This window comes from Mitsuaria sp. PDC51 (assembly GCF_900113225.1).
Classification (GTDB): Bacteria; Pseudomonadota; Gammaproteobacteria; order Burkholderiales; family Burkholderiaceae_C; genus Roseateles.
Genome location: NZ_FOZE01000002.1, coordinates 2,029,002 through 2,055,485, shown reverse-complemented (window position 1 = coordinate 2,055,485; position 26,484 = coordinate 2,029,002). Strand labels below are relative to the sequence as shown.

Sequence of the window (26,484 nt, the reverse complement as noted above, 5' to 3'; positions counted from 1 at the left end):
CCCCAGCCGCCCTGCCCCTCGCCATGAGCATCCAGACCGACGACTTCACCCCCGCGCCGCAGCAGGCCCGCCTGATCAGCGCCCATCCCGCCTCGCCCAACGAGGACGCGATCGAGCGTGCGCTGCGGCCCAAGCTGCTCGATGAATACGTCGGCCAGGCCAAGGCGCGGGAGCAACTGGAGATCTTCATCGGCGCCGCCAAGAAGCGGCGCGAGGCGCTCGACCATGTGCTGCTGTTCGGCCCCCCCGGCCTGGGCAAGACCACGCTGAGCCACATCGTCGCCGCGGAGCTGGGCGTGAACCTGCGCCAGACCAGCGGGCCGGTGCTGGAGAAACCCAAGGACCTGGCGGCCATCCTGACCAACCTCGAGCGCAACGACGTGCTCTTCATCGACGAGATCCACCGGCTGTCGCCGGTCGTCGAGGAAATCCTGTACCCGGCGCTGGAGGACTACCAGATCGACATCATGATCGGCGAGGGCCCGGCGGCCCGCTCGATCAAGCTGGACCTGCAGCCCTTCACGCTGGTCGGGGCCACGACGCGCGCCGGCATGCTGACCAACCCGCTGCGCGATCGCTTCGGCATCGTGGCGCGGCTGGAGTTCTACACCGCCGACGAGCTGCAGCGCATCGTGACGCGCTCGGCCTCGCTGCTCGGCGCCGCGATCGAGCCGGCCGGGGCGCTCGAGGTGGCGCGGCGCTCGCGGGGCACGCCGCGGATCGCCAACCGGCTGCTGCGCCGCGTGCGCGACTATGCCGAGGTCAAGAGCGACGGCACCATCACCCGCACCATCGCGGAGAAGGCGCTGGCGATGCTGGACGTCGATCCGCTGGGCTTCGACCTGATGGACCGCAAGCTGCTGGAGGCGGTGGTGCACCGCTTCGACGGCGGCCCGGTGGGGCTGGACAACGTCGCCGCCGCCATCGGCGAGGAGCCCGGCACCATCGAGGACGTCATCGAGCCCTATCTGATCCAGCAAGGCTTCCTGCAGCGCACGCCGCGGGGACGGATCGCGACGCTGGCGGCCTATCGTCACCTCGGCGTGGCGCCGCCCAAGCAGGCGGGGCAGCTGTTCGACCTCGAGTAATCGAATCAGGGGACCGGTCAAGGGACGCGGCGGCGGGCGCCGCGCCACCGAACGACGGCAGCAATGAAAAAGGCGCTCCGAAGAGCGCCTTTGTCGTTCCTGATCCGGGGATCAGAAGTTGTGGCGAATGCCCAGAGCGAACGAGTTCAGGTCGTCGGCCTTGTTCGCGGTGGTGGCGTCCACGGCGGTGTAGAAGGCGTAGAGCTTGGTGCGCTTGCTCAGGTTGTAGTTGTAGGCCAGCGTGTACTGCTTGCCACCGTTGCGGCCGTTGTTGAACGAGGAGCCACCGGCCTTGGTGCCACCGACGTTCAGGTGGAATTCCGACTGGCCCATCGTGTACATCACGGCGGCGCGGCCGATCCAGCGCTTGTCCTTGCCCAGCGAACGCGAGTCGTCTTCACGCTGCGCGTAGCCGCCGAAGGTGAAGGCGCCCAGTTCGTACAGGCCGCGGATGGCCCACTGGTTGGCGTCGCCCTGCTTGCTGTAGCCAGCGCCCAGGTGCAGCGGGCCCTGGTCGTAGTTCAGCGCCACGTCGTAGCCGCGCGGATCGACGCCTTCACCGGCGTGCAGCGCGAACTCGGCGTTGAAGCCGCTGATGTTCGGGGTGAAGTAGCCGACCTTGTTGGTCTGCGTGAAGCCGGCGCCCGAGTACAGCTTGTCTTCCGACGTGCCGGTGTCGTGGTTGTGCATCGACACGTAGTCGGCGGTGGCGTAGTAGGAGCCCGGGGTCCAGCGGCCCAGACGGACGGCACCGAAGTCGCCGGACAGCTGCACGCTGGCTTCACGGTTCCAGAACGCCGAGTTGGTCTGGCGGCCGTCGTCCGAGTTCAGGCCGTGCTCCAGGGCGAAACTGGCCTTCAGTCCGCCACCCAGGTCTTCCGTACCCTTGAAGCCCAGACGGGAGTTGTTGTTGATCACCGAGGCAACGCGGTCGCGGTTGCCGGTCTTGATGCTTTCCACCGAGGTGTTGATGCGGCCCCAGAGCGTGACGGAGCTTTGCGCGAACACCGGTGCGGAGAGAGCCGCGATGGCCGCAGCGATTGCAATCTTCTTCATATCCACCTTCATCAGTTGGAGGTTTCAGCCGGTCTGGCTCAATGGCGGTACTGCAAGGTGTGCGGAGTATAGAAGTGCGTTGCACGCACCCATAACACTCGACGCGAAATTGCAACAGTTCCCCGTTAGGGGTGGGATCCAGGCGGCAAAGGTGTAAGCAGACGGGCCGTCAGCACCTGTCCGGCGAGCAGTCCGACCAGCACGGCAAGCTGCCCCGCGGCCCCGAGCCTGTGGGCGTTCCAGAGGAACAGCGCCACCGCGCCGAGCATCAACAGGAACATCGCCGCGGCCGCCCACGCGCGCGAGGGCGCGACCGCCGGGTCGAAGAGCGCCCGCGCCCGGGGGTCGTAGCCGGGCGCTATGCGAGCACCGAGGCCGGGCTCCCAATGCGCCGGCTCCCACCAGAGCCGCAGCTTGTCCCGCCAGCGCAGCGTGCGTCGCATCTTGCCGATCAGCCGGGCGTAGACCTGGACGTTCGCCGTCCAGGGATTCCAGCTCCGCAGCGCGTCACGGGTGCCGTAGACGCAGGGCTCGTGGTCCAGTTCCTCCTGGAAGCTGCCGAACAAGCGGTCCCAGATCACCAGGATTCCGCCGTAGTTGCGATCGAGATAGGGGTCGTTGACGGCGTGATGCACGCGGTGGTTCGACGGGGAGCAGAACCAGCGGTCGAACCAGCCCAACTTGCCGATCTGCTGGGTGTGCACCCAGAACTGGTAGAGCAGGTCGACCAGGGCGACCACGGCGTAGACCAGCGGTGGGAAACCCAGGATCGCCATCGGCATGTAGAAGATCCATCCGACCAGCCAGCCGCTGCCGGTCTGGCGCAGCGCGGTGGACAGGTTGTAGTCCTCGCTCTGGTGATGCACCGCATGGGCCGCCCACAGCAGCGCCGTGGTGTGGCCGAGCCGGTGATGCCAGTAATAGAGGAAGTCGTAGAACAGCAGCCCCAGCAGCCAGACCCACCAGGCCCCCGCGTCCAGCCGCGCCAGCGCCGCATGCTCGAAGACCCAGGTGTAGATGCCCAGCGTGAAGAGCTTGGTCAGCACGCCCACGACCTGGCTGAGCATGCCCAGCGCGATGCTGCTGATCGCGTCGTTGAGCCGGTAGGTGTTGCGGCCGCGGCGCAGGCCGATCCAGTACTCCAGCCCGATCAGGGCGAAGAACACCGGCGTGGCCAGCACGATGATCTGTGCGTCGGTCATGTGTCTCCTCGATGAGCGCTCGATGCGGCGCTTCTGTCGATGTCGGCGGCCGCGGTCCGGCGCCGGGGCGTCCGGGTGCCGCGGTCCGCGGGGTCAGGCCTTGGCCGTCTGGGGCGCGGTGGGCATGAATCCGGGCACGCCGGGATCGTCCAGCGCCAGGCCGTGCAGGTGATGGTCGTCGTTCCAGCCCACCAGGCTGAAGCCTTGCGGCGAATGCAGCAGCCGGTTGATGCTGGCATTGCCCAGGACCCAACTGCGCGGCGCCTGCAGGTCGACGCGGGTCGCGGCGCGATAGAGGCAGTCCAGGACGCCGCCGTGCGCCACGATGGCGATCGTCTGCCCGGCATGCGCCGTGGCCAGCTCGGACACCACGGCGATGCAGCGCGCATAGAGCGCGGTCAGGCTCTCGCCGCCGGACGGCTCGAAGTCCGGATCGCGGCGGCGCCAACGCAGCGCGTCCTCGGGAAACGCGGCCTCGACCTCGGCCCAGAGCTTGCCTTCATGGACGCCGAACGCCCGCTCGCGCAGGCGCGTGTCGTGGCGGACCTCCAGCCCATGCGGCGCCGCGACATGCCGGGCGGTCACCGCGGCCCGGGCGAGGTCGCTGGCATAGACTGCGTCGATCGCGTGCTCGGCCAGCGCGGCGCCGAGCCGCTCGGCCTGGCGCATCCCCATCGCGTTCAACGGCAGGTCGAGGTGGCCTTGCAGCCGGCCTTCGCGGTTCCACGCGGTCTCGCCGTGCCGGATCGCCAGGATCTGGGTCGAGTCCACTCAGACGCCCCAGACCACATCGGCATTGGCGGATTGCGCGGCGCGCAGCAGCTCCAGCAGCGGCCACAGCCGCTGACGCAGCATCACCTCCGGCTTGGGCGGCGCCTTGCGGCCCTCGGCCTGCGCCTCCTGCGCGGCGCGATCCAGCGCCTGCTGTTCCTCGGCGATGGCCGCCTCGCCGCGCGCGATCAGCGCCGACAGGTCCGCAGCCTGGAAGATGCCCTGCGCCGCGGGCTCGCGTCCCAGCGCCTTCAGCGCCTGATCGCCATGGGCCGCCAGCATGATGACGTCGGCGCCCGCCTTCGACTTGAACTTGTACAGCACGCTTGTCTCCCGGCCGTCGACGGCGGCCACCGGCGCATTGTGCCGTCGTCGTTGGAACGCCAGTGGAGAGGTCTCCCGATCCGCGCCCGCGCGCGGCCGTCCGCGTCAGGCGCCGCGCAGCAGGTGCACCGACGCGCGCGCCGGACGCAGCACCGCGGTCTGCGCGCGCGCCGCCTGCCCGGCCTGGGCCTGCGCGGCGATCTGGGCATGGCGCTCTTCGAAGGCCCGCGTCTCCAGCGCCGGCGCGCACAGGAAGCCCTGGTACTCGTGGCATCCGCAGCGGGCGAGGAAGTCGCGCTGCGCCTCGGTCTCCACGCCCTCGGCGATGACCTGCAGGTTCAGCGCGCGGCCCATCTGCACGATGGCGTTGACGATGCCGGCGTCGCTGGCGTCGCCCGGCAGGCCCTTGACGAAGCTGCGGTCGATCTTGAGCCGCTGGATCGGGAAGCGCTTCAGGTAGCCGAGGCTGGAATAACCGGTGCCGAAGTCGTCGATCGCCATCAGCACGCCGAGCTCCGACAGCGCCTGCATGCGATGCAGCGCCTCGTCCGCGTCGCGCAGCAGCACGGATTCGGTCAGTTCCAGTTCCAGCAGCGACGGCGGCAGGTCATAGGCGCGCAGCGCCTGGGCGACCTGCTCGACGAACTGCGTCTGCTGGAACTGCAGCGCCGACACGTTGACCGCCACCGGCACGCGCAGGCCTTTCTCCAGCCATGCCGCCGCCTGCGCCACCGCCTGCTGCAGCACCCATTGGCCGATCGCGACGATGAAGCCGCTCTCCTCGGCGACCGGGATGAACTCGGACGGCGGCACGTCGCCGCGCAGCGGGTCGCGCCAGCGGATCAGCGCCTCGGCGCCGATCAGCTCGCCGGTCTCGAGCGACACCTGCGGCTGGAAGTGCAGCCGGAACTCGTGTTCCTGCAGCGCCTGGCGCATCGCGTGGTCCAGCCGCATGCGCGACAGCAGGTCCACGTCCTTGCGCGGCTGGTGGAAGCGGAACGCGCTGCGGCCGCTTTCCTTGACCCAGTGCATCGCGCGTTCGGCGCTGGCGAGCAGTTCCTCGGCGCTGGCGCCGTCGCCCGGGAACAGCGCGATGCCGGTGCTGCAGGTGACGGTGAAGCTCAGGGTGTCGAAGCAGAAGGGGCGCGACATCGCCTCCTGAACGCGACGGGCCGCGTGCTCCGCGCCGCGGGCGTCGGCCTGATGGATCAGCAGCGCGAACTCGTCGCCGTCCAGGCGGGCGACCGTGTCGACCTCGCGCAGCGACTCCTTCAGACGCAGCGCGACTTCCTTGAGCACGCGGTCGCCATAGGCGTGGCCCAGCGTGTCGTTGATCTGCTTGAAGCGGTCCAGGTCGACGTTGAGCAGCGCGAACGGGCTCGTCTCGCGCCGCGCCATGGCCTGCGCGTAGTCGACGCGCTCCATCAGCGCGCGCCGGTTGGGCAGGCCGGTGAGCATGTCGTTGTGGGACAGCTCCTCGATGCGCTGGTGCGCCGCGAGCTTCTCGCTCAGGTCGCGGAACGAGTAGACGCGGCCGATCGGCCGGCCGCGGCTCCACTGCGGCAGCGACACGCGCTCCAGCACGCGGCCGTCGATCAGCTTGAGGTTGTCGCTGGTATGCAGCAGCGGCGATTCCTGGATCGCGCCCAGGCGCATCGCGTAGGCGGCGCCGTCGACGACGCTGCGACGCATCCAGGCCTGCACGGCCTCGTCGTTGCGCTCGTTGAGCAGGTCCTCGGGAATGCCCCACAGCGACGCCAGCCGCTGGTTGAAGCTGCGGATGCGGCCCGCCAGGTCAGTCACCAGGATGCCGTCGGCGGTGGATTCCAGCGTCGCGCGCAGTTCGGCGAGCAGCGTCTCCCGCTCCTCGTCGTGTTGGCGCTGCTGGGTCTGGTCGCGCATGGCGACCAGCCACAGCCCGTCGCCCTGCGGCTGCGCCACGTGGCTGATGCGACGCGAGACCCACAGCATGCGTCCATCGGCGTGACGCATCATCGTGTCGGTGTGCAGGCTCTCGCGGCGACCGACGGCGGCGTCCATCCAGAACAGCGCATCCTCCGGCGTCGAGGCCAGCGACTCGACGCTCGCGCCGACCAGATCCTTCGATGCCATGCCCAGCAGCTGCTGCGACGCCGCATTCACCGCGACCACGCAATGGGTGCGCGCATCGACGAGCCACACCGCTTCCTGCAGGCCGTCGATCAACGGCAGGAAAGCGGTGTTGAACGCGGCGGGCGCTGCGACCGGCGATCGGGCGGGGAAGTTCACGCGGCCATCTCCCCGGGCGGCATGGGCTGCGCGCCGGCCGACTCGAAGAAATAGGCGATGCGGCTGCGAGGGCTGAGGTAGTCCAGCGACGCCCGCGGCAGCTGCTGCGGCTTGACGCTGCGGCGGATGCCGAGGTCGGGCAGCTCTTCCAGGTTCAGGACCAGGGCCTCTTCGCGCGGCACCTTGGCGTCATGGACCATGACCCGGGGCTTGAGCGGCCGCGAGGAGTTCACCGCCACGACCAGCGCATAGCGGTCGTCGGTCAGCTGCACGACGGAGCCCGGCGGGTACACCCCCATCATGCGGATGAAGGCATTGAGCATGGTGGCGTCGAAACGGCTGCGCCCCTGCGCGAACATCAGCGAGAGCGCCTCGTGCGGCGTCATCGCCTTGGAGCTGAGCAGCGGATTGCACAGCCCGTCGAAGCGGTTGACCAGCGCCACGATGCGGGCGCCGATGCTCATGCGGTCGGCGTTCAGGCGCTGCGGGAAGCCGCTGCCGTCGGCGTGTTCATGGTGCTGGGCGATGATCAGCAGCGGCCCGGCGCCCACCCCCATCTTCTGGCCCACCATCACGCCCTTGGCGACGTGCTGCTGGTAGGCGGCGACCTCGGCCGCGGTGAAGCTGTCGTCGCGATGGCGGAAGCGCGGCGTCAGCTCCATCTTGCCGATGTCGTGCAGCAGCGCGCCCTGGCCGAGGTCCAGCATCTCGTCGCGCCCCAGGCCGAAGGCCCGGCCCAGCAGCATCGCGATCACCGCGACGTTCAGCGCATGCGCGGTGCCGCGGTCGCCAGCGCCCTCGTTGAGCAGGCGGATGTTGATGTCGCCCTCGACCAGCATCTTGTCCAGCAGGGCGCGGGACAGCGCGGCGGACCGGTCGCGGGCGTCGGTCGGCTCGCGCGGCACAAGGTCGATCAGGTCGCGCAGGGCGGTGGCCGCCTCGGCGTACTGGCGCTCGCACAGCAGCAGCGCCTCGCGCTGCTCGGCCAGCAGCCGACGATGACGCTCGCGGGCATCGTCCTCGGCGTCGTGAGCGGCCTCGGCGACCACGGCCGGAGCGGCGGCCGTCGGCGGCATCGGCGTGGCTTCCAGCGGGAGCTCGCTCTTGCCCGGGCTCCAGCGCACCTGCTTCAGGCCCAGCCGGCGCAGGATCAGCAACTGCTCCTCCGAACTCAGCTTGAAGCTGCTGAGCGGGAAGGGATGCGACATCCAGCCGAGGTCGAGATGAATGAACATCCCCACTTTCAGCTGGTTCACATCGATGAGCGGATCGGCCGATCTGTCCTTCATTCTTGTAGTTCCGCGCCCGGTTCAGACGCCCTCGTCAGCAGCTTCGGCTGCCCAGGGCCGCAACTTAAATGAAAAGCGCGTCCATCGCGCGGCGCCGCGCATGATCCCGGACTGTGCGTGCAACTTGTCACGGGTTTTTCCTGAGGACCCCTATGATCCCGCGCAGCCCGCATTCTCATAAATATTCAGGAGACTTTCATGCATGCCTTTGTTTGCGATGCGCAGCGCACCCCTTTCGGGCGGTACGGCGGCGCCCTGTCGGCGGTCCGGGCGGATGACCTGGGCGCGGTGCCCATCCAGGCCTTGATGGCCCGCCATGCGGGGCTGGACTGGGAGGCGCTCGACGACGTGTTCTACGGTTGCGCCAACCAGGCCGGCGAGGACAACCGCAACGTGGCGCGGATGTCGGCGCTGCTCGCCGGCCTGCCGATCGCGGTGCCGGGCGTGACGCTGAACCGCCTGTGCGGCTCCGGCATGGATGCCGTCGGCACCGCGGCCCGGGCGATCCGCGCGGGCGAGGCGCAGCTGCTGATCGCCGGCGGCGTCGAGAGCATGAGCCGCGCACCGTTCGTGATGCCCAAGGCGGAAAGCGCCTTCTCGCGGGCGAATGCGATCTACGACACCACCATCGGCTGGCGCTTCATCAATCCCAAGATGAAGGCCCAGTACGGCGTCGACGCGATGCCGGAGACGGCGGAGAACGTCGCCGTCGATTTCGGCATCGAGCGCGAGGCGCAGGATCGCATGGCGCTGGCGAGCCAGACCAAGGCGCTGGCCGCGCAGCGCAGCGGATTCTTCGATGCCGAGATCTGCCCGGTGACGATCCCCCAGAAGAAGGGCGAGGCGGTGGTCGTCCGCCAGGACGAGCATCCGCGCGAGACCAGCCTGGAGGCGCTGGCCAAGCTGAAAGGCGTCGTCCGACCGGACGGTAGCGTGACCGCTGGTAACGCGTCGGGCGTCAATGACGGCAGCTGCGCGCTGCTGATGGCCAGCGAGGCGGCGATCGCCCGGCACGGCCTGACCCCGCGCGCGCGGGTGCTCGGCATGGCCACCGCCGGTGTGGCGCCGCGCATCATGGGCATCGGCCCGGCGCCGGCGGCGCGCAAGGTGCTGGCGCAGGTCGGCCTGACACTTGAGCAGATGGACGTCATCGAGCTGAACGAGGCCTTCGCGGCGCAGGGCCTGGCGGTGCTGCGCGACCTGGGCCTTCGCGACGACGATCCGCGCGTCAACCCCAATGGCGGCGCGATCGCGCTGGGCCATCCGCTTGGCGCCAGCGGCGCCCGGCTGGTCATGACGGCGATCAACCAGTTGCATCGCTCGAATGGCCGTTATGCGCTGTGCACGATGTGCATCGGCGTCGGCCAGGGCATCGCGGTCGTCGTCGAACGCGTCTGAGCCTCTCCGCTTCGGCCCGGCGCCTGAGCGCGGGCCCAGGCGCCAATCAACGGCCACCCCGGATCGATACGGGGCGGCCGTTTTCAATAGTCAGACGATTGACTTCGCCGCCCTCGGTTGTCTGACCTCTTTTTGGTGCATCCAACCCCGCCAAGAGCGGCCTTGTGCGGCGTTTCGCCCATATCCAAAAGTTGGGGGCGCTAAAGAAATAGTCATGGGCGGCCGTAGGACCACGTAGGCGCCAATCGCACATCGCGTGGGATACTGATCGAGTTTGATGGCGCATACCGCTCATATATGTAGGGCGGCATCGTCACAGGCATGATGTCTGACTATTGACGGCTTGCTTAGCGACGCTCCGATCGCGATTCCGCGCACCTTTTTCCCGCTGACCGCCCGACCACACCGCTTTCCGCAGGCGGTGGGGCGTTGTGCGCAGCAAATGCACCATATTGATGCAGTCAGGTGCGAATAGCGGAACAAAACAATTGCCCTGGCAAACATTCTTCACAGGGTTGTCCCTATAGTTTTGGACATCACCTGCTTACGCCCAGCAGATTTGGGCGTCAAACGCACGACCACCTCCCCACCATGTCCGCTGCTCGAGCCCACGATGAAGACCTGACCGCCATTCCGGTGGTCGCCCCCTCCCCCGAAGCCGAAGTCCGCACCGGTCCGCTGAAACGCGATCTGGTCGCCGGCCTGGAAAAAGGCCTGGCCGTGATCGAAGCCTTCGATCAGGAACGTCCCCGCCTGACCATCAGCGAGGTCGCCGGCCGCACCGGCCTGACCCGCGCGGCCGCCCGCCGCTACCTGCTGACGCTGACCCACCTGGGTTTCGTCTCGCAGGACCGCAAGATGTTCGCGCTGACCCCCAAGGTGCTGCGCCTGGGCCAGAGCTACATGCACTCCGCCCGCCTGCCCCGCATCATCGAGCCCGAGCTGCACAAGCTGGCCTATGCGATGAAGGAAGCCTCCTCGGCCGGCGTGCTGGACGGCAACGACGTGATCTGTATCTCGGCGACGAGCGCGGGCCGCGTGGTCTCGCCGACGCTGCAGCCGGGCACCCGCGTGCCGGCCTACTGCACCGGCAACGGCCGCGTGCTGCTGGCGGCGCAGCCGCAGGCGGAAGTCGATGCCTTCATCGCCCGCCAGGAACTGACCGCGCTGACCCCGCACACGATCACGCACCCGGAGCGTCTGCGCATCGAGATCGCCCGCGCCCGCGCCCAGGGCTACGCGCTGATCGACCAGGAGCTGGAGCAAGGCCTGCGCTCGGTGGCCGTGCCGCTGAAGAACTACAAGGGCGACACCGTCGCCGCGATGGCCATCAGCGTCCACGCGACCCGCATGAGCATGGAGCAGATGGTCGAGCACTGCCTGCCCCCGCTGCTGCAGGCGCAAGCGCATCTGCGCATGCTGCTCTGAGGCCGTTGCGGCTCAACGAAGAAGCGCCCCGAGGGGCGCTTTTTCATTTCCGGACCGACAGGGTCGCGTTCAGGCCCAGAGACGCTGGCGCAGCAGCGGGCTGATCCGGTACCGCTCGCTGCGATAGGCCTCGAAGAGCCCCGCGAGCGCATCGACCACGAGCGGCGCACCCAGTTGCGCGAGCCACTCGAAGGGCCCGGCGGGATAGTTCACGCCCAGCTTCATCGCGGTGTCCGCGCCGGCCTCGTCGCAGACGCCCTGCCAGACGGCATCGGCGCCCTCGTTGATCAGCATCGCGATCGTGCGGGCGACGGCCAGGCCCGGCACGTCGCGCAGCACCAGCGGCTCCCAGCCGAGGCGCCGCAGCAGCGTCTCGGCATGGGTCTGCTGGACGTTGTCCACGCGCGGCCCGAAGGCGATCGCCAGCCCCTCGATCCGATCGGGCGCGAGCGGCCAATCGATCACCGCGAGGCCGGGTTGGCTGCGCTCCCGCGCGAGCTGTGCGGCGCAGCGTCCGCGCGTGAAATGCAGCTGGACGCCTTCGACCGCGACGCCCTGCCAGTCGGCCGTCTCGTCGCGCTCGAACGTGAGGCCTCGGGTCGCCATCCAGTCGCCCAGCAGCTCCACCAGCGGGCCGCGACCCGACAAGGTCACCGCGCCGACGTCGCCATCGATCACCGCGACGGCCGCGGCGTTCTCGGGCGTGCCCTCGTAGAAGCCCTTCCCCGCCTTGCGCCCGAGGCGGCCGCCATCGACGAGCGCCTTCTGCACCAGCGAAGGCTGATAGCGCTTGTCGCCGAAGTTGGCCTCGAAGACCGACTGCGTGACCAGGTAGTTGGTGTCGTGGCCGATCAAGTCCATCAGCTCGCAAGGCCCCATGCGGAAGCCGGCGCCGCGCAGCGCGCGATCGAGCTGGGCCGGACTGCCGGCCTGCTCCTGCAGCAGCTGCAGCGTCTCTGCGTAATACGGGCGCGCGATGCGGTTGACGATGAAGCCGGGCGTCGACTTCGCATGCACCGGCGTCTTGCCCCAGCGGCGCGACAGCGCCTCGATCGCCCGCGCGGCGGAGGCATCCGTCTCCGCGCCCCAGACGACCTCGACCAGCTTCATCAGCGGCACCGGGTTGAAGAAGTGCATGCCGACGAGCCGGCGCGGGTTCGCCATGCCGTTGGCCAGCGCGGTGATGCTGATCGACGAGGTGTTGGACGCGATCAGCGCATCGGGCGGCAGCAGCGCGTCGAGCTCGCGCAGCAGCGCCTGCTTGGGTTCGAGCTTCTCGACGATCACCTCGATGACGAGCGCGGCGTCCGCCAGCTCCGCGGTCGAGGCCGCCGGCGACAGGCGCGCCAGCACCGCGTCGCGCGCGTCTTGTTCCATGCGGCCCTTCGCCACCAAGCCGTCGAGCGCCTTGCCGATTTGGGCGATCGCCGCCGCGGCGGCGCCTTCGCGCAGGTCCATCAGCCGGACCGGATGGCCCGCCTGCGCCGCCACCTGCGCGATGCCCGCGCCCATCACGCCGGCGCCGATCACCGCCACCGGTGCCCGCGCCGCGTCGGCGCTCGCGATGCGCCAGGTTCCCGTCGATGCCGTCATTGCTGTCTCCATCATCTGTTTCGAATCTTGTGCGCGTGGCCGCTGCGCGTCAGTCCCGCGGGCGTCAGCGCCGGGGCACCCGAGGCCGGACCCCGAATGCTGGCCGCGCGCATCCGGCGATCGATCCTGAGGTCAGGACGCCGCGTCGGTCTTCGGCACCCAGGCAGCGGGGCGCTTGCCCAGGAAGGCCGCGAAGCCTTCCTTGGCTTCGGCCCCCATGCGCACGCGGGCGATGGTCTGCGCGGTGAGTTCACGCACCTCGCCGTCCACCGGCCCCACGTCGAGTTGCGCGAACAGCGCCTTGATCTCGGCCTGCGCCTGCGGGCCGTTCATCAACAGCTCCGCGACCCAGCGCTCGACGGCCGCATCGAGCCCGCCGGCAGCGTCGCTCTCCACGACCTCGTGCAGCAGGCCGATGCGCAGCGCCTCGGCGGCGGGAATGCGGCTGGCGGTGAGCGCGAGCCGGCGCGCCTCGCGCGGGCCGACGGCATTGATCACATAGGGACCGATGACCGACGGCAGGATGCCGAAGCGCGCCTCGCTGACCGCGAACTGCGCGCCCGCCGCGGCGACGGCGATGTCGCAGGCGAGGGTCAGGCCCACGCCGCCGCCCAGCGCCACGCCGTGGACCTTGGCGATCGTCGGCTTGGGGCAGCGCGCGATGCGGTCCAGCATGGCGGCGAAGCGGCGCGCGTCCTCGACGTTCCAATCCTGCGTCGCTTCCGACGCGCGCTTCATCCACTGGAGGTCGGCGCCGGCGCTGAAGGCCTTGCCCGCACCTTCGAGCACGACGATCCGCACGGCGGGGTCCCGGCCCAGGCGGTCGAAGGCGGCGTCGAGGTCCGCGATCATGGCCTCGTCGAAGGCGTTGAACACCTCGGGCCGGTTCATCGTCACGCGCGTCACGCCGCGCGCATCGGTCGCCATCTGCAGGGTTTCCACGTGCGAGTCTCCTTGTGATCGGCGGAGTATCGCAGCCCGACCGGTCGGTCGAAAAAGCCCCTGACGACCGCCCGGACCCTCCGTGCCGCGGCTTGGCATGGGCGGGGAGCGCCCCGGTGGGCCTCAGAAGGATGGCGACGCATCGGACGCCACGGCGGGATCAGTCCTGCCAGACCTCGTGCACCAGTTCGCGCAGCGCCTGCAGCGCGTGGTCCTCGGCCTGTTCCTGCTGGAGCCAGCACAGCCAGGTCTCGTCCTGCCAATGCGGCCAGATGCGCAGCTCGCCGGCGTCGACCGCCGCCTGCGCCTGGTCCTTGCGTAGCACTGCGGCGCCCAGGCCGCTGGCGACCATGCCACGCACGGCGGCCTCGGTCTCCGCCATCAGGCTGTGCGGCGGCTCGCGGCCGGCGCTCTGGAACAGCCGCTCGGCGGCCGGACGCAAACCGCAGTCGGGCGGCGTGCCGATCCAGGGCAGCGACAGCAGCGCCTCCCGCGACACCGGCCACTCCCGGTCGGCGAAGCGGCGCGGCACCGCCACGGCCAGCTCCATCCGGCGCAGGCGCTCGACCACCAGCCCGTCGGCCGCCTCGCCGTCGTAGAGCACGTAAGCGCAGTCGACCTCTCCGCGGCGCAGCGCCTGCACGCTGTGCAGCGACAGGCGCTGCATCAGCTGCAGCCCGATGCCGGGATGGCGCTCCGCCAGCTTCACCAGCACCTCGCCCAGGCGCAGCGCCAGCGGGTCGGTGACGGTGCCCATGCGCAGCCGCCCCTGCACCTCGCCACGGATCTGCGCGGCGGCCTGGCGCAGGCGCTGCGCCGCGTCGAGCGTGCGGCGCGCCTCCTCGGCCAGCTTCTCGCCGGCGGTCGTCAGCGTCATGCCGCGCGAGCTGCGCTCGAACAGCTGCACGCCCAGCTCCTCCTCCAGCGCCTTGATCTGCGCGCTGACGGCGGGCACGCTGGTGAACACCTTCTCCGCGGCGCGGGTCAGGTTCCGTTCGGCCACGACGGCCAGAAAGCTCTTCAGCTGGTACAGCTCCATGGGGCGGGATTGTGACCAGCCGCCGGGCCGGCGGCGTTCGGATTCTTCAAACGCCTGTTCCAAACAAGCGCATGGACCGCGCGCGGGGCGGCGCCCAGACTGCCCTCCATCGCAGTTGCCAAGAAGGCCGGTCGCCATGACGCCCACCTCCTCTCCCATTGCCGCCACCGTCGCGATGCTGTTCGCGGCGATTTCCTGGGGCAGCCTGTTCCTCGTCGGCAAGCCGGTGCTGGGACGGTTGGATCCGGTCTGGTTCACCGCGGTCCGCTACCTGCTGGCCGGCGTCGGCATGACGCTGCTGGTGATGCGCTTCGGCCAGCGCCCCTGGGACAAGCTGAGGACGCACTGGGGCACGCTCACCGGCCACGGCGTGCTGGGCTACGGCTTCTTCGGCGTGCTGGTGCTGGAGGGCCTGAAGCTGTCCCTGCCCTCGCACGGCGCGGTGCTGATGGCCACGATGCCGATGACGACGATCCTGCTGCGCTGGCTGCTGGACGGCCACCGGCCGGGCCTGGGCGTGGCCGGCGCGGCGGTGCTGGCGCTGGGCGGCGTGGTGATGGTGTCGGGCGTGCTCGGCCGCGGCGACGGTCCGCCCCACATGCTGCTGGGCGACGCGCTGACGCTGCTGGGCACGATCGGCTGGGTGCTCTACACCCGCGGCGCGGCCCGGCTCCCCACGCTGAGCCCGCTGGAATACACCGGCCTGACCGCGATCGCGGCGCTGCCGTGGCAACTGCTCTTCGCCGTCGCCATGACGGCCGGTGGCTGGGTCAACGCGCCCACCTGGCAGGACCTGACGCCGGTCGCGCCGCACCTGCTCTACATCGCCGCGGTGCCCACTGTCGCCGCGGTCGTGGCCTTCAACTTCGGCGTGCGGCAACTCGGCGCGTCGCGCGGCACGCTGTTCCTCAATGGCGTGCCGGTGTCGGCGCTGCTGATGAGCGTCGCGCTCGGCCAGCATCCGGCGGCGCAGGAGTGGATCGGCGCGGCGCTGGTGATCACGGCGCTGACCCTGAGCACGCGCGCTCCCGCGCCGGCCGCGCGCCCCACGCCTCAAGAGGGCGTGAAGACGCGGGCGGCGACCGGTGCCGACAGGCGTTGTCCAGCCACTTGAAGGGCCTGCCGGCAAGCTGGAAAGCCCCGGTGCGACGGCCGCCACAAGCGGCCTCATGGCTTTTGTCACGGGTCTGCCTTGTGGCATAGGCTTCCGGCTCCGACGGGCCCGGCCCGCACTCCAGATCTGCTTGCGATGAAGAACGTCCTCCGCCTCACCACCCTCGCCCTGCTGATGCAGCTGAGCGGCCTCGCGATGGCGGCGCAGCCGCAATCGGGCCTCGACCTGAAGGGCTACGACAAGACCGTGCGTCCCCAGGACGACCTGTTCCGCGCCGCCAACGGCCATTGGCTGTCGACCACCGAGATCCCCGCGGACAAGGCCTCCTACGGCGCCTTCCACCTGCTGGCGGACCTCTCCGACAAGCGTGCCCGCGCCATCATCGAGGACCTGTCGAAGAAGAAGGCCCAGGGCGGCAGCGTCGAGCAGAAGATCGGCGACTACTACGCCGCCTACATGAACACCGCGGCGATCGACAAGGCTGGCCTGGCCCCGATCAAGCCGCTGCTGGACAGCATCGCCGCGATCCAGACGCGCACGCAGCTCGCGACCTGGCTGGGCGCGCAGACCGGTGTCCTCGACACCCCGGTGCCGCTGGGCATCGAGGCCGACTACCAGGACCCCACCATCAACCGCCTGCAGACCTGGCAGGGCGGCCTGGGCCTGCCCGACCGCGACTACTACCTCAAGAAGGACGACGAGCGCCTGGCCAAGGCCCGCGCCGCCTACCTCGACTACCTGCAGACGCTGGCCAAGGCCGCCGGCATCGCCGATCCGGCCGGCAGCGCGCAGCGGGTGCTGGCGCTCGAGGAGCGTCTGGCCGAGGTGCAGTGGGACAAGGTCTCGCTGCGCGATCCGCAGAAGACCTACAACCCGATGACGCCGGCCGAGCTGGCGCAGAAGGCGCCGGGCTTCGACTGGAACGCCTTCTTCACCGGGGCCTCCCTGCCGGGCCTGGACAAGCTGTCCGCCTCGCAGCCGAGCTACCTCACCGGCGCGGCCAAGCTCCTGGGCGAGGCACCGCTGGAGGACCTCAAGCTCTACCTCAGCTTCCGCGCCATCGACGCCAATGCGTCGACGCTGCCCAAGGTCTACCGCGACGCCCACTTCCAGTTCCACGGCGCGGCACTGACCGGCGCGAAGAGCCCGCTGCCGCGCTGGCAGCAGGCGGTGGGCAACGTCAACGGCGCGCTCGGCGAGGCGGTCGGCGAGGTCTACGTCAAGCGCTACTTCCCGGCCGCCGACAAGGCCCGGATGCTGCAGCTGGTCAACAACCTGCTGGCCTCCTACAAGGAGTCCATCGACAAGCTCAGCTGGATGACGCCCGCCACCAAGGCGCAGGCCCAGGACAAGCTGTCCAAGTACATGGTCAAGATCGGCTACCCCGATGTCTGGCGCGACTACGGCGCGCTGGAGGTCAAGGCTGGCGACCCGGTGGGCAACAACCTGCGCGCGGCCACCTTCGAGTGGAAGCGCCAGGCCGCCAAGGCCAGCAAGCCGGTCGATCGCCGCGAGTGGCTGATGACGCCGCAGACGGTCAACGCCTACTACAACCCGACCCTCAACGAGATCGTCTTCCCCGCCGCCATCCTGCAGCCGCCCTTCTACAACACGAAGGCCGACGACGCGGTGAACTACGGCGCGATCGGCGCGGTCATCGGGCATGAGATCAGCCACGGCTTCGACGACCAGGGCAGCCAGTTCGATGGCGACGGCAAGCTCCGCAACTGGTGGACCGACGACGACCGCAAGGCCTTCGACGCCATCGGCGCGAAGCTGGTCGCGCAGTACGAGGGCTACGAGCCGATCCCGGGCAAGCACCTCAACGGCAAGCTGACGCTGGGCGAGAACATCGCCGACCTGTCGGGCCTGCAGATCGCCTACAAGGCCTACCTGCGCTCACTGGGCGGCAAGCCGGCGCCGGTCATCGACGGCTACACCGGCGAGCAGCGCTTCTTCATGGGCTGGTCGCAGGCCTGGCGAGAGAAGGCGCGCGAAGAGCGCAAGCTGCAGCTCCTGACCATCGACCCGCATTCCCCGCCGGAGTTCCGCGCCAACGGCGCCGCCGTCAACCACGACGGCTTCCACGAGGCCTTCAAGACCAAGCCGGGCGACAAGATGTTCAAGCCCAGCGAGGACCGCATCCGGATCTGGTAACCCGGACCTCCCGACAAAGCGGCCATCCCGGCCGCTTTTTTCATTTCAGAGCCCAGCCCCCCGCCCGCCACCGCCCCAGCGCAGTGAGCCGGTGATCGGGGACGGCAGGGCGCGGGGTTCCGGCGCTTGCCGCGGGAATCCTGCGCCCTGGCGGCCAACGCGCTGGTCGGCGCAGGTAGGCGGTCTCAGCGCCAGCTGACCTCAGTGCGTCAGCACATCCCGATCCAGCGCCCGACTGGCCCCGAGCAACGGCGCCTGATCCGCCTCCTGCACGACGTAGGTCGGGATCGCCCGCAAATAGGACGTCAGCCGGCCGCAGGACTCGAAGCGCGCCCTGAACGGGCTGCGGTCGAACCACTCGCCCAGTCGCGGCACGATGCCGCCGCCGATGTAGAGCCCACCGCGCGCGCCCAGCGTGAGCGCGACATGCCCGGCGATGTCGCCCAGCAGCGCGCAGAACATGGTGACGACCTCGCTGCTGAAGGGCTCGCCCGCCAGCGCCGCCGCCGTGATCGCCGGCGCGACGCGGCCTTCGCCGGGGGCGAGCTTGAGCCCGCGCAGCTCGGCCAGCGCCATGTAGAGGTTTTCCAGGCCAGGCCCCGACACCGCCCGCTCCGCCGACACATGCCCGAAGCGCCGGTGCAGCAGGTCGAGCACGGCCCGCTCCTCGGGCTCGTAGGACGACAGCGTGGCGTGCCCGCCCTCCCCGCCGACCGCGACCTGCGTGGCGCCGTCGTCGGACCGCAGCAGCCCCGACACCCCGAGCCCGGTCCCGGGCCCGACCAGTCCCTTGGCCGCGCCGGCCACCGGCTCGCCGCCGCCGACCTTGCGCATCGACTGCGGTCCCAGCACCGGCAGCGCCAGCGCCAGCGCGGTGAAGTCGTTGATCACCAGGACCCGCTCCGCGCCCAGCGCCGATTGCAGCGCCCGCGTGGAGAAGCTCCAGTGGTGGTTGGTCATGCGGACATGGTCGCCGGTGACCGCGGTGGCGATGCCGATCGCGCAGCTGCGCGGACGGGGCAGGCCCTCGCGATGCAGGTGATAGAAGATCGCGTCCGCGAGCGTGTCGAAGTCGCGGCACACGTAGCGCGCGACGTGTTGCAGCGGCTCCGCCGCACCGCCCTGGCTGGCGAAGCGCACATGCGTCGCGCCCACGTCCGCCAGCAACCGCATTGGCGCCGTTCCGCCCTGACTCATGCCTTCTGCTCCTTCACCGATGCCTCCGTTCCGCGACGCGGCAGGAGCCGTGCCCGCCCCGCGCGCGAAAGCCCCGGATGCTGCCACAGTCCGCCCCGGCGTCGGGCCGGACGGTGACGCCGCGCCCGATGTTTAGCCCCTGGCGCTCAACGCCCGGCCTTGAAGGCCGCGATCGCGTCGCGGTACCAGTGGGCGCTGTCCTTGGCCAGGCGCTGCTGCGACGCGTAGTCGACGTGGAACAGGCCGAAGCGCTTCTGGTAGCCCGAGTTCCATTCGAAGTTGTCGAGCAGACTCCAGTAGAAGTAGCCTCGCACGTCGGCGCCCAGCGCCACCGCCTGGGCCAGCGCCTCGAGGTGGCCGCGCAGGTAGGCGATGCGCGCCGCGTCGGGCACGCGGCCGTCGACGATGCTGTCGGCATTGGCCATGCCGTTCTCGGTGATGACCAGCGGCGGCGGCGTGTACTCGCGGGTGATGCGCAGCAGGTGCTGGGTCAGCGCCTGCGGATAGATCTCCCAGCCCATGTCGGTGAAGCCCAGTTCCCCGGGCGGCGTCACGAACTGCTGGCGGCCGTTGAGCACGCTGCGGGTGTAGAAGTTGATGCCCAGGAAGTCCAGCGGCTGCTGGATCAGCGCCAGGTCGCCGTCCTGCACGCGCGGCGCGTCGGCGCCGAGGTACTCCACGATGTCAGCCGGGTACTGGCCGCGGAACACCGGGTCCATGTACCAGCGCACGTTGGTGCCGTCGTCGATGCGCGCGGCGCGGCGGTCCTCCTCGCTGAGCGGGTCGGCCGGGAAGGACGGCGTGTGGTTGAGCACGATGCCCAGCTGCGCCTTCGAGCCCACCGCGCGCATGGCCTGCATCGCGGCGCCATGCATCATCAGCAGGTGGTGCGAGACCTGGTAGGCCTCGGCGCGGTTCGTGTGGCCGGGCGCGAACTGCGCGGTCTCGTAGCCCAGCGTCGCCGAGCACCACGGCTCGTTCAGCGTGGCGATCGTCGCCAGCCGGTCGCCGAAGCGGCGCGCGATCTCGGCGGCATAGTCGGCGAACAGCGGCACCACCTCGCACGACAGCAGCCCGCCGATCGAGTCGTCCAGCGCCTGCGGCAGGTCCCAGTGGTACAGGGTCGCGTTGGGCTTGATGCCGGCCTGGAGCAGCTCGTCGATCAGGCGGTCGTAGAAATCGAAGCCGGCCTCGTTCCAGGCGCCGCGGCCCAGCGGCTGCACCCGCGGCCAGGAGAACGAGAAGCGGTAGGCGTCCAGGCCCAGCCATCGCATCAGCTTCACGTCCTCCGGATAGCGGCGGTAATGGTCGCAGGCGACGTCGATGTTGGAGCCGTCCTTGATGCGGCCCGGCTGGGCGCAGAAACGGTCCCAGATGGACTCGCCCTTGCCGTCCTCGCGGCCGGCGCCCTCGATCTGCGCGGCGCTGGTCGCGGAGCCCCACTGGAAGTCCGCGGGCAGCGACTGGATCAGCGCGCGGAAGGTGGCGGTGTCGGCGGCGGGGGTGGCGTCGTTCGCGTTCATGGTGTTCAGCGTCGTGGTCGTGGGAATCGTGGAAAGAGGGGCGCCGCGAGGGTCCCCGGCCGGCGGGAGCGCCGGGGGCGTCGCGGGTCCGGTGGGTGTCGGGGCGGTGGTCATGGCGAGGGGGTCACTGGGCGGCGAGGCCGGTCAGCCGCGCACGGCGCCGGAGGTCAGCCCGGCGACCAGCCGCCGGGCGCTGAAGAGGTAGGCCACCAACAGCGGCAGCATCGCGATGGCGCTGCCCATCATCAGCGCGCCCCATTCGGTGTTGTTGGGGGCCTGCATCGAGCGCAGCGCCAGCGGCAGCGTGTAGTGCTCGGCCGAGCGCATCACGACCAGCGGCGCGACGAAGTTGTTCCAGCTCGCGATGAAGGTGATCAGGCCCAGCGTGCCCAGCGCGGGCTTGAGCAGCGGCAGCACGATGGACCAGAAGATGCGGAACTCGCCGCAGCCGTCGATGCGCGCGGCGTCGATCAGGTCCGGCGGGATGGCCGAGCCGATGTACTGCCGCATCAGGAAGATGCCCAGCGCGTTGGCGGCCGCCTGCACGTAGAGCGCGCGCGGCTCGTCGATCCAGCCCAGCGCGTCCATGACCATGAAGCTCGGGATCATGTGCAGGAAGGCCGGCAGCATCATCGAGCCCAGCACGATCGCGAAGAGCGCGCGCTTGAAGCGGAACTCGTAGATCGCGAAGGCGTAGCCGGCCAGCGAGCACAGCAGCAGGTTCAGCGCCGTCGTCATCGACGCGACGTACAGGCTCATGCCCAGGTTGCGCCAGAACGGCAGCCGCTCCTGCAGCAGCCGCAGGTTGGACCCTGCCGCGTCGCCGAACCACAGCGGCGGCGGCGTGTCGAAGATGGCCGCGCGGTCCTGCGTCGCGAAGACGAAGGTGAAGTACAGCGGCGAGACCAGCACCAGCGCGCCCACGATCACCAGGCCCCAGGCGAGCCAGGGCCGGCCCGCGGGGCGGCGGGCGCGCGTCGCGCGGCCGTCGCGCGTCGGCGCGGGCCGCATCGGCAGGCCGTCAGCGCGCGCCATGGCGGCCTCCCGGGTCGCGGCCGAACAGCTTCGCGTTGAGCCAGGTCAGCGCGGCGATCAGCACGAACATCAGCCAGGACATCGCCGAGGCGGTGCCGAAGTCGCCGTCGGAGAAGGCCGTGCGGTACATGAAGATCGCCGTCGTCATCACCGACGAGGCCACGCCCTTCTCGCCGTCCACCAGGATGAAGGGCTCCTCGAACAGCTGCAGGTTGCCGATGATCGTCAGCGTCACCGCGAAGAACATCATCGGCTTGAGCAGCGGCAGCGTGACATGGCGGAACTGCTGCCACTCGCTCGCGCCATCCAGCGTCGCGGCCTCGTAGAGGTCCTTGTCGATGACCTGCAGCGCCGACAGGTAGAGCACCAGGTTCCAGCCCAGGTAGCGCCAGAACACGACGAAGGCGACGGCCGGCCGGGTGACGTCGGCGTCGCCGAGCCAGTCGATGCCGCCCTCCCGCAGCGCGGTCAACGAGGCCAGCGGGCTGCCGATGAACGGGATGCGCGTCAGCTCCGCCAGCGCCGCGTTGATCAGGCCGTAGTCCTTCGAGTAGAGCGTCGTGAAGATCAGCGCGATCGCGACGCTGGAGGTGATGTACGGGACGAAATAGGCGCCGACGACCAGGTCGCGGCCGCGCTTGAAGCGGCGGTGGATGAAGAAGGCCAGCGGCACCGCCACCAGGTGCTGCGGCAGCCCCGACACCAGCGCGAACCAGGCGGTGTTGTAGAGCGCATCCCAGAACCACGGGTCGGTGAGCGCATAGCCGTAGTTCTCGAGTCCGACCCAGTGCATCGTGTGCAGGCCGTCGGCGGGGTTCCACTGCTGCAGCGACAGGTAGATCGAGAACAGCAGCGGGAACAGGCCGAACACCAGGAACAGCGCGAAGAACGGCGCGATGAACAGGTAGGGCGCGATCCGGCGCGAGCGCAGCGCCGGCAGGCGGCGCGGGCGGGAGTCGCGTGGTGGCGCGGACATGGGTGCGGCTCCTCAGCGACGGCGCGCGCGGCGCTCGATCAGGCGGCGGGCGTCGGCCAGCGCCTCGGGAATGGCCTTGCCACGGGCGATGACGCGTTCGAACTCGTCGCGGATCACCGTCGTCGCGAGCGCGTCGAAGCGGTTGACCGGGATCGCGGGAATGCGCACCGCGGTCTCGCGCCACAGCTGGCGCGCGCGCTGCCCACCGAGGAACGCGATCGGCTCGTCCATCACCGGGTCGTCCAGCACCGCCCGCATCGCCGGGAAGCTGTCGAGCGCCTTCAGGCTCTCGCGCTGCACCTCGGCATCGGCCGTCATCAGCCGGATGAAGTCCCACGCGGCCGCCTTGTTGGCCGCCTTCTTCGGGATCGCATAGAAGGAGCCGCCGTAGGCCGCGCGCACGCCGCCGGGCAGCGGCGCCGAGCGCCACAGGCCCGAGGTCGCGGGCGCGATCCAGTTGCGCAGCTGGCCGACGAGCCAGGCGCCGATCATCTGGGTGGCGATGCGCCCCTGCTTGAAGCCCGCCGCCCAGTCGTTGGTCCAGGCGATCGCGCGGGCATCGAGGCCGGCGCGGCGCGCGGCGCGGCCGAGCTCGAAGGCCTGGCGGAAGCGCGCCGACTCGACCAGCACGCGGCCGTCGGCGTCGAAGTACAGGCCCTCGCCATCGCGCAGGCCCTGGCGCAGCGCGATGTCGCGCAGGTCGGCGGCGTCGGCCATCAGGTAGGCGCCGGTGGCCTTGCGCAGGCGCTCGCCGGCGGACAGGTAGGCGGACCAGTCGCGGGTGATCTCGGCCTCGCTGACGCCGGCGCGGTCGAGCAGGTCCTTGCGGTAGATCAGCGTGCCGGGGCCGATGTCGGCCGGAATCGCCACCTGCGTGCCGCCGGGTCCGGCGCCCTGCGCCATCGCGAAGCGGACGTAGTCATCCGCATGCGACGCGGCCAGGTACGGCGCCTGGTTGAGATCGACGAAACCACCCGAGCCGGCGAACTTGCCGATGTAGCGCAGGTCGATCGCCATCACGTCGGGCAGGCCGGAGCCGGTCGCCAGCGCCGTCGTCATCGACAGGTGGTGATCGGCGTACTGCATCGACAGCAGCTTGAGCTCGACCTCCGGATGGCGCGCGCGCCAACGCGGCGCCGCGGCGATCGCGGCTCGGTCGAGGTCGGGAAAGGTGGCGACGCGCAGCACCGAGGCCGGTGCGCGCGTCGCGGGGGTCTGCGCCGCCGCCGGCATGGCGGCGGACAGCCCGGCGGCCAGCAGCGCGCCGGCCGCCGAGCGCCGGGTCAGCGTGCCCGCCAGTCCCTCGGCCCTCGCGCGGTCGTCGGTGGCATCGGGGGTGACCATCGACGGGACCTGCGCGGGAGACTCGGGGCAGCGGACGGAGCAGAGAACAACCGGGCCCGAGGGCTCAGAAGTTGTAGCCCGCGTTCAGGCCGAAGGTGCGCGGCGCGGCGTACTGCGCGGTCCAGATCGGATTGGCGAAGCTGCCCGAGCTGCCGGCGCTGGTCTTGATCTTCTCGTCCGAGACGTTGCGCACGAAGGCGTCGACGTACCAGTTCTTCTTCGACGAGTAGCGCACCGCGATGTCGGCGGTCGAGTAGGCCTTCTGGCGATCGCCGTCGCCGAGGTTGAAGACCGACAGCCAGTTCGCCGATTGGTAGTGGTAACTGATGCGCGGCGCGACCTGGTCGCCGTTGGCGAGCGGGAACACATGCTCGTACATCAGCTGGATGGCGACCTTGGGCGCGTGCGGCAGCTCGTTGCCGGTGACGTTCAGGCAGTTGCCGGTCAGGTTCGGCTCGGTGCAGACCGGCAGCTGGTAGTCGTTGGACGCCGCCACCAGCTGGCCCAGCTTGGTCTTGGTGTACGAGGCCGACAGCTGCAGCTTGTCGTCGTTGGTGATCATCCAGGCGGTCTCGATCTCCAGGCCGGAGACCTTGGCGCCTTCGGCGTTGGAGTAGGCGAACTGGCGGTTGCCGTTGACGATCACCGGCGCGCTGAACTGGAAGTCCTTGAACTTCATGTGGTACGCGCTGATGTTGAAGGTCATGCGACCGTCCAGCAGCGAGGTCTTGTAGCCGACCTCGTAGTTGGTCAGCGTCTCCGGCCCGTAGGGCAGGCCGCCGTCGCCGGTGCCGCCCGACTTGTAGCCGGTCGACACGCTGGCGTAGGCCATCGCGTCCTTGCTCAGGTCGTAGGTCGCGCGCGCCAGCCAGGTGGTCTTGCTGCCCTTGTAATGGGCATCGTTGATGTTGCCGGCGCTGTAGCCGTTGGCCGGATCGGTCGGGTCGATCGTCGGGTTCAGCGGGATCTGCGGCGCGGCGGCGTTGCCGGCCCAGAACCAGCCGCGACCGCCGACGTTCTTGCGGTCGTCATGGGTGTAGCGCAGGCCGCCGGTGAGGTGCAGCGCATCGGTCAGGTTCCAGGTCGCCTGGCCGAAGGCGGCCTTGGAATCGACGGTCTCCTTGGGCTGGATGAACGAGCCCTGCCAGTTGACGGTGCCCTGCTGGGTGCCGTTCATGATCGGGATGTCGAAGCGGATGCCGTTGTCCTCGGCCGCGTAGTACAGGCCCAGCACCCAGTCGATGGTCTGCTTCTGCGTGCTCTGCAGCGTCACTTCATGGCTCTGGCTGCGGTAGCGCGTCCAGACGGTGTTGTCTTCCTGGTGCGTCGCGCCGGTGGTGAAGCTGGTCGGCATGTTCACGCCGAAGTCCTGGTCGTAGGTGCCCGAGCCCTTGAAGCTCGTGTAGCCCGCGACGTAGGCCAGCGCCATGCCGCCCATGTCGTATTCCATGCGGCTGCGGATCGAGGTGGAGTCCCGCTTGAGCGAGGGCGCGGTGTCGATCAGCGCGGACCACAGCTTCTCGCCGGCGCGCGGCGTCTGCATCAGGCTCATCGCCGGCGTGCCGCGATCGGCGAACTGCTCCAGCGACAGGTCCCAGCGGAAGGTCTTGACCGGCTGCCAGAGGAAGCTCAGGCGCGCGGCGGTCTGGTCCTGGGCGTTGTACTTCGGGCCGCCGGTGACGAACAGGTTGTAGTTGATCGGCTGGAAGGCCGGGAAGTTGCCGGCCGTGTTGCCCGCGTTGTAGGCCGCCTGCTGCTGCGCGAGCGTGTACTGCGTGGGCTTCTGGTAGTCGACGTAGCCGTCGTGCTGCTCGTGGATGAAGGCCACGCGCGCCGCGAGCGTGTCGCTCAGCGGGATGTTGACCGCGCCCTTGGCGCCCAGGCGGTTGTAGCTGCCGGTGCCGACCTCCAGGTAGCCGGAGCTGTCCTTCAGCACCGGCTTGGCCGTCTTCATGTTGATGGTGCCGACGGTGGAGTTGCGGCCCCACAGCGTGCCCTGCGGACCGCGCAGGACCTCGATGCCGTCGAGGTCGAACAGCATCGTGGCGGCGCCTTCGGGGCGCGGCGCGAAGACGCCGTCGACGAACAGCGCCACTTCGGGGTCGGCGTACTCGGTCTTGGCCGAGTCGTTGCCGATGCCGCGCAGCGTGATGCTGACGATGCCGTGGTCACCCTGCCCGGTGCCCTGCATGCTGGGCACGAGGTTGAACACGTCGAGCATGCTCTTGACGTGGTTGTCCTCGATCGTCGAGGCGCTGATCGCTGTCACTGCAATCGGGGTCTTCTGCAGCGAGGTCGAGCGCTTGGTCGCGGTCACCACGACCTGCGGCAGCGCCTTGCTGTCCTTGCCGTCGGCGGCAGCGGTCGCGGCGGTGGAAGCGGTGGAAGAGGTCTCGGCCTGCGGCGCGGGCGCCTCGGCGGACTGGGCGTGCGCAGCGCTGGCGAGCAGGGCCAGCACGGCGATCTGAATGGGCGAAGCCAGGCCAAGGCGCGGCCGGCGGATGAGGCGGTCGGTCATGTTGTTGTCTCCAGTGGACTCTCGAGGTGAAGCTCTGATCCGGGGTTGTTCTTGTAGTTTCGATACATCGTAGGAGCGTCATGACAACGTTGTCAACGGGTCGGTTGACATCGTTGTCATCTTGGCCCCTATCATTTACCCGTAGTCCGCCTACGAAGACCTGCGACGCCCAGGACCCCCATGGATACGGGGTTGTCGTCCACACACCACAACGACCCGGAG

The 26,484-nt window shown here is 69.7% G+C and carries 20 protein-coding genes; 5 read left to right on the top strand and 15 right to left on the bottom strand.

Annotated elements, in window-relative coordinates; all coding sequences use genetic code 11:
* Positions 1 to 23 precede the first annotated feature (23 nt).
* Entirely contained in the window at positions 24 to 1,088 is a 1,065-nt protein-coding gene (gene ruvB, locus BM393_RS20330; RefSeq protein WP_091731215.1) for a Holliday junction branch migration DNA helicase RuvB, read from the top strand.
* 111 nt (positions 1,089 to 1,199) lie between these two features.
* Here the strand turns inward: ruvB and BM393_RS20325 are convergent, their stop codons facing one another.
* From BM393_RS20325 to BM393_RS20300, 6 genes are all read right to left on the bottom strand, one after another.
* A complete protein-coding gene (locus BM393_RS20325; protein ID WP_091731210.1) occupies positions 1,200 to 2,144 on the bottom strand; it encodes a porin in 945 nt (314 codons plus the stop codon).
* 125 nt (positions 2,145 to 2,269) lie between these two features.
* A complete protein-coding gene (locus BM393_RS20320) occupies positions 2,270 to 3,346 on the bottom strand; it encodes a sterol desaturase family protein (RefSeq protein WP_091731206.1) in 1,077 nt (358 codons plus the stop codon).
* 93 nt (positions 3,347 to 3,439) lie between these two features.
* Positions 3,440 to 4,117, bottom strand: coding sequence for a histidine phosphatase family protein (locus tag BM393_RS20315; RefSeq protein ID WP_091731203.1), 678 nt, complete (start codon positions 4,115 to 4,117; stop codon positions 3,440 to 3,442).
* Positions 4,118 to 4,441, bottom strand: a complete 324-nt coding sequence (locus BM393_RS20310; protein WP_091731200.1) for a DUF1840 domain-containing protein — start codon at positions 4,439 to 4,441, stop codon at positions 4,118 to 4,120.
* Between the two features lie 105 nt (positions 4,442 to 4,546).
* A complete protein-coding gene (locus BM393_RS20305; protein ID WP_254783508.1) occupies positions 4,547 to 6,709 on the bottom strand; it encodes a bifunctional diguanylate cyclase/phosphodiesterase in 2,163 nt (720 codons plus the stop codon).
* Positions 6,706 to 7,998, bottom strand: coding sequence for an HD-GYP domain-containing protein (locus BM393_RS20300; RefSeq protein ID WP_091731197.1), 1,293 nt, complete (start codon positions 7,996 to 7,998; stop codon positions 6,706 to 6,708). The genes BM393_RS20305 and BM393_RS20300 overlap by 4 nt, the downstream gene beginning before the upstream one ends.
* 198 nt (positions 7,999 to 8,196) lie before the next feature.
* On the opposite strand from BM393_RS20300, the gene pcaF reads away from it, so the two are divergent.
* Positions 8,197 to 9,396, top strand: coding sequence for a 3-oxoadipyl-CoA thiolase (gene pcaF / locus BM393_RS20295; protein ID WP_091731194.1), 1,200 nt, complete (start codon positions 8,197 to 8,199; stop codon positions 9,394 to 9,396).
* Positions 9,397 to 9,987: 591 nt separating this feature from the next.
* The gene (locus BM393_RS20290) at positions 9,988 to 10,824 is read left to right on the top strand and encodes an IclR family transcriptional regulator C-terminal domain-containing protein (RefSeq protein ID WP_091731190.1); all 837 of its coding nucleotides are present in this window, start codon (positions 9,988 to 9,990) and stop codon (positions 10,822 to 10,824) included.
* Positions 10,825 to 10,893: 69 nt separating this feature from the next.
* Here BM393_RS20290 and BM393_RS20285 read toward each other — a convergent pair whose 3' ends face one another.
* The 3 genes from BM393_RS20285 to BM393_RS20275 all read right to left on the bottom strand — a co-directional run bounded on the left by BM393_RS20285 (position 10,894) and on the right by BM393_RS20275 (position 14,398).
* Entirely contained in the window at positions 10,894 to 12,417 is a 1,524-nt protein-coding gene (locus tag BM393_RS20285) for a 3-hydroxyacyl-CoA dehydrogenase (protein ID WP_091731186.1), read from the bottom strand.
* A 132-nt stretch (positions 12,418 to 12,549) separates the two neighbouring features.
* Positions 12,550 to 13,344, bottom strand: coding sequence for an enoyl-CoA hydratase-related protein (locus tag BM393_RS20280; RefSeq protein WP_091731937.1), 795 nt, complete (start codon positions 13,342 to 13,344; stop codon positions 12,550 to 12,552).
* Positions 13,345 to 13,519: 175 nt separating this feature from the next.
* Entirely contained in the window at positions 13,520 to 14,398 is an 879-nt protein-coding gene (locus tag BM393_RS20275) for a LysR family transcriptional regulator (protein ID WP_091731182.1), read from the bottom strand.
* A gap of 136 nt (positions 14,399 to 14,534) precedes the next feature.
* Between BM393_RS20275 and BM393_RS20270 the strand changes: the two genes are divergently transcribed.
* Positions 14,535 to 15,512: a DMT family transporter gene (locus BM393_RS20270; RefSeq protein WP_091731178.1), complete on the top strand. Its 978-nt coding sequence runs from the start codon at positions 14,535 to 14,537 to the stop codon at positions 15,510 to 15,512.
* A 135-nt stretch (positions 15,513 to 15,647) separates the two neighbouring features.
* Positions 15,648 to 17,669 (top strand): M13 family metallopeptidase, encoded by a 2,022-nt coding sequence (locus tag BM393_RS20265; RefSeq protein ID WP_091731174.1) that lies wholly within the window; start codon positions 15,648 to 15,650, stop codon positions 17,667 to 17,669.
* A gap of 201 nt (positions 17,670 to 17,870) precedes the next feature.
* On the opposite strand, the gene glk is transcribed toward BM393_RS20265, so the two are convergent.
* The 6 genes from glk to BM393_RS20235 form a co-directional block, all read right to left on the bottom strand.
* Entirely contained in the window at positions 17,871 to 18,866 is a 996-nt protein-coding gene (gene glk, locus BM393_RS20260) for a glucokinase (protein ID WP_091731171.1), read from the bottom strand.
* A 146-nt stretch (positions 18,867 to 19,012) separates the two neighbouring features.
* Complete coding sequence (locus tag BM393_RS20255) at positions 19,013 to 20,389, bottom strand: GH1 family beta-glucosidase (RefSeq protein WP_091731166.1); 1,377 nt, start codon at positions 20,387 to 20,389, stop codon at positions 19,013 to 19,015.
* Between the two features lie 144 nt (positions 20,390 to 20,533).
* Positions 20,534 to 21,424, bottom strand: coding sequence for a carbohydrate ABC transporter permease (locus BM393_RS20250; RefSeq protein ID WP_254783507.1), 891 nt, complete (start codon positions 21,422 to 21,424; stop codon positions 20,534 to 20,536).
* A complete protein-coding gene (locus BM393_RS20245; protein WP_091731161.1) occupies positions 21,411 to 22,400 on the bottom strand; it encodes a carbohydrate ABC transporter permease in 990 nt (329 codons plus the stop codon). The genes BM393_RS20250 and BM393_RS20245 overlap by 14 nt, the downstream gene beginning before the upstream one ends.
* Positions 22,401 to 22,412: 12 nt before the next feature.
* Entirely contained in the window at positions 22,413 to 23,744 is a 1,332-nt protein-coding gene (locus BM393_RS20240) for an ABC transporter substrate-binding protein (protein ID WP_217648478.1), read from the bottom strand.
* A gap of 64 nt (positions 23,745 to 23,808) precedes the next feature.
* The gene (locus BM393_RS20235; RefSeq protein WP_091731157.1) at positions 23,809 to 26,262 is read right to left on the bottom strand and encodes a TonB-dependent receptor; all 2,454 of its coding nucleotides are present in this window, start codon (positions 26,260 to 26,262) and stop codon (positions 23,809 to 23,811) included.
* Between the last annotated feature and the right edge of the window lie 222 nt (positions 26,263 to 26,484).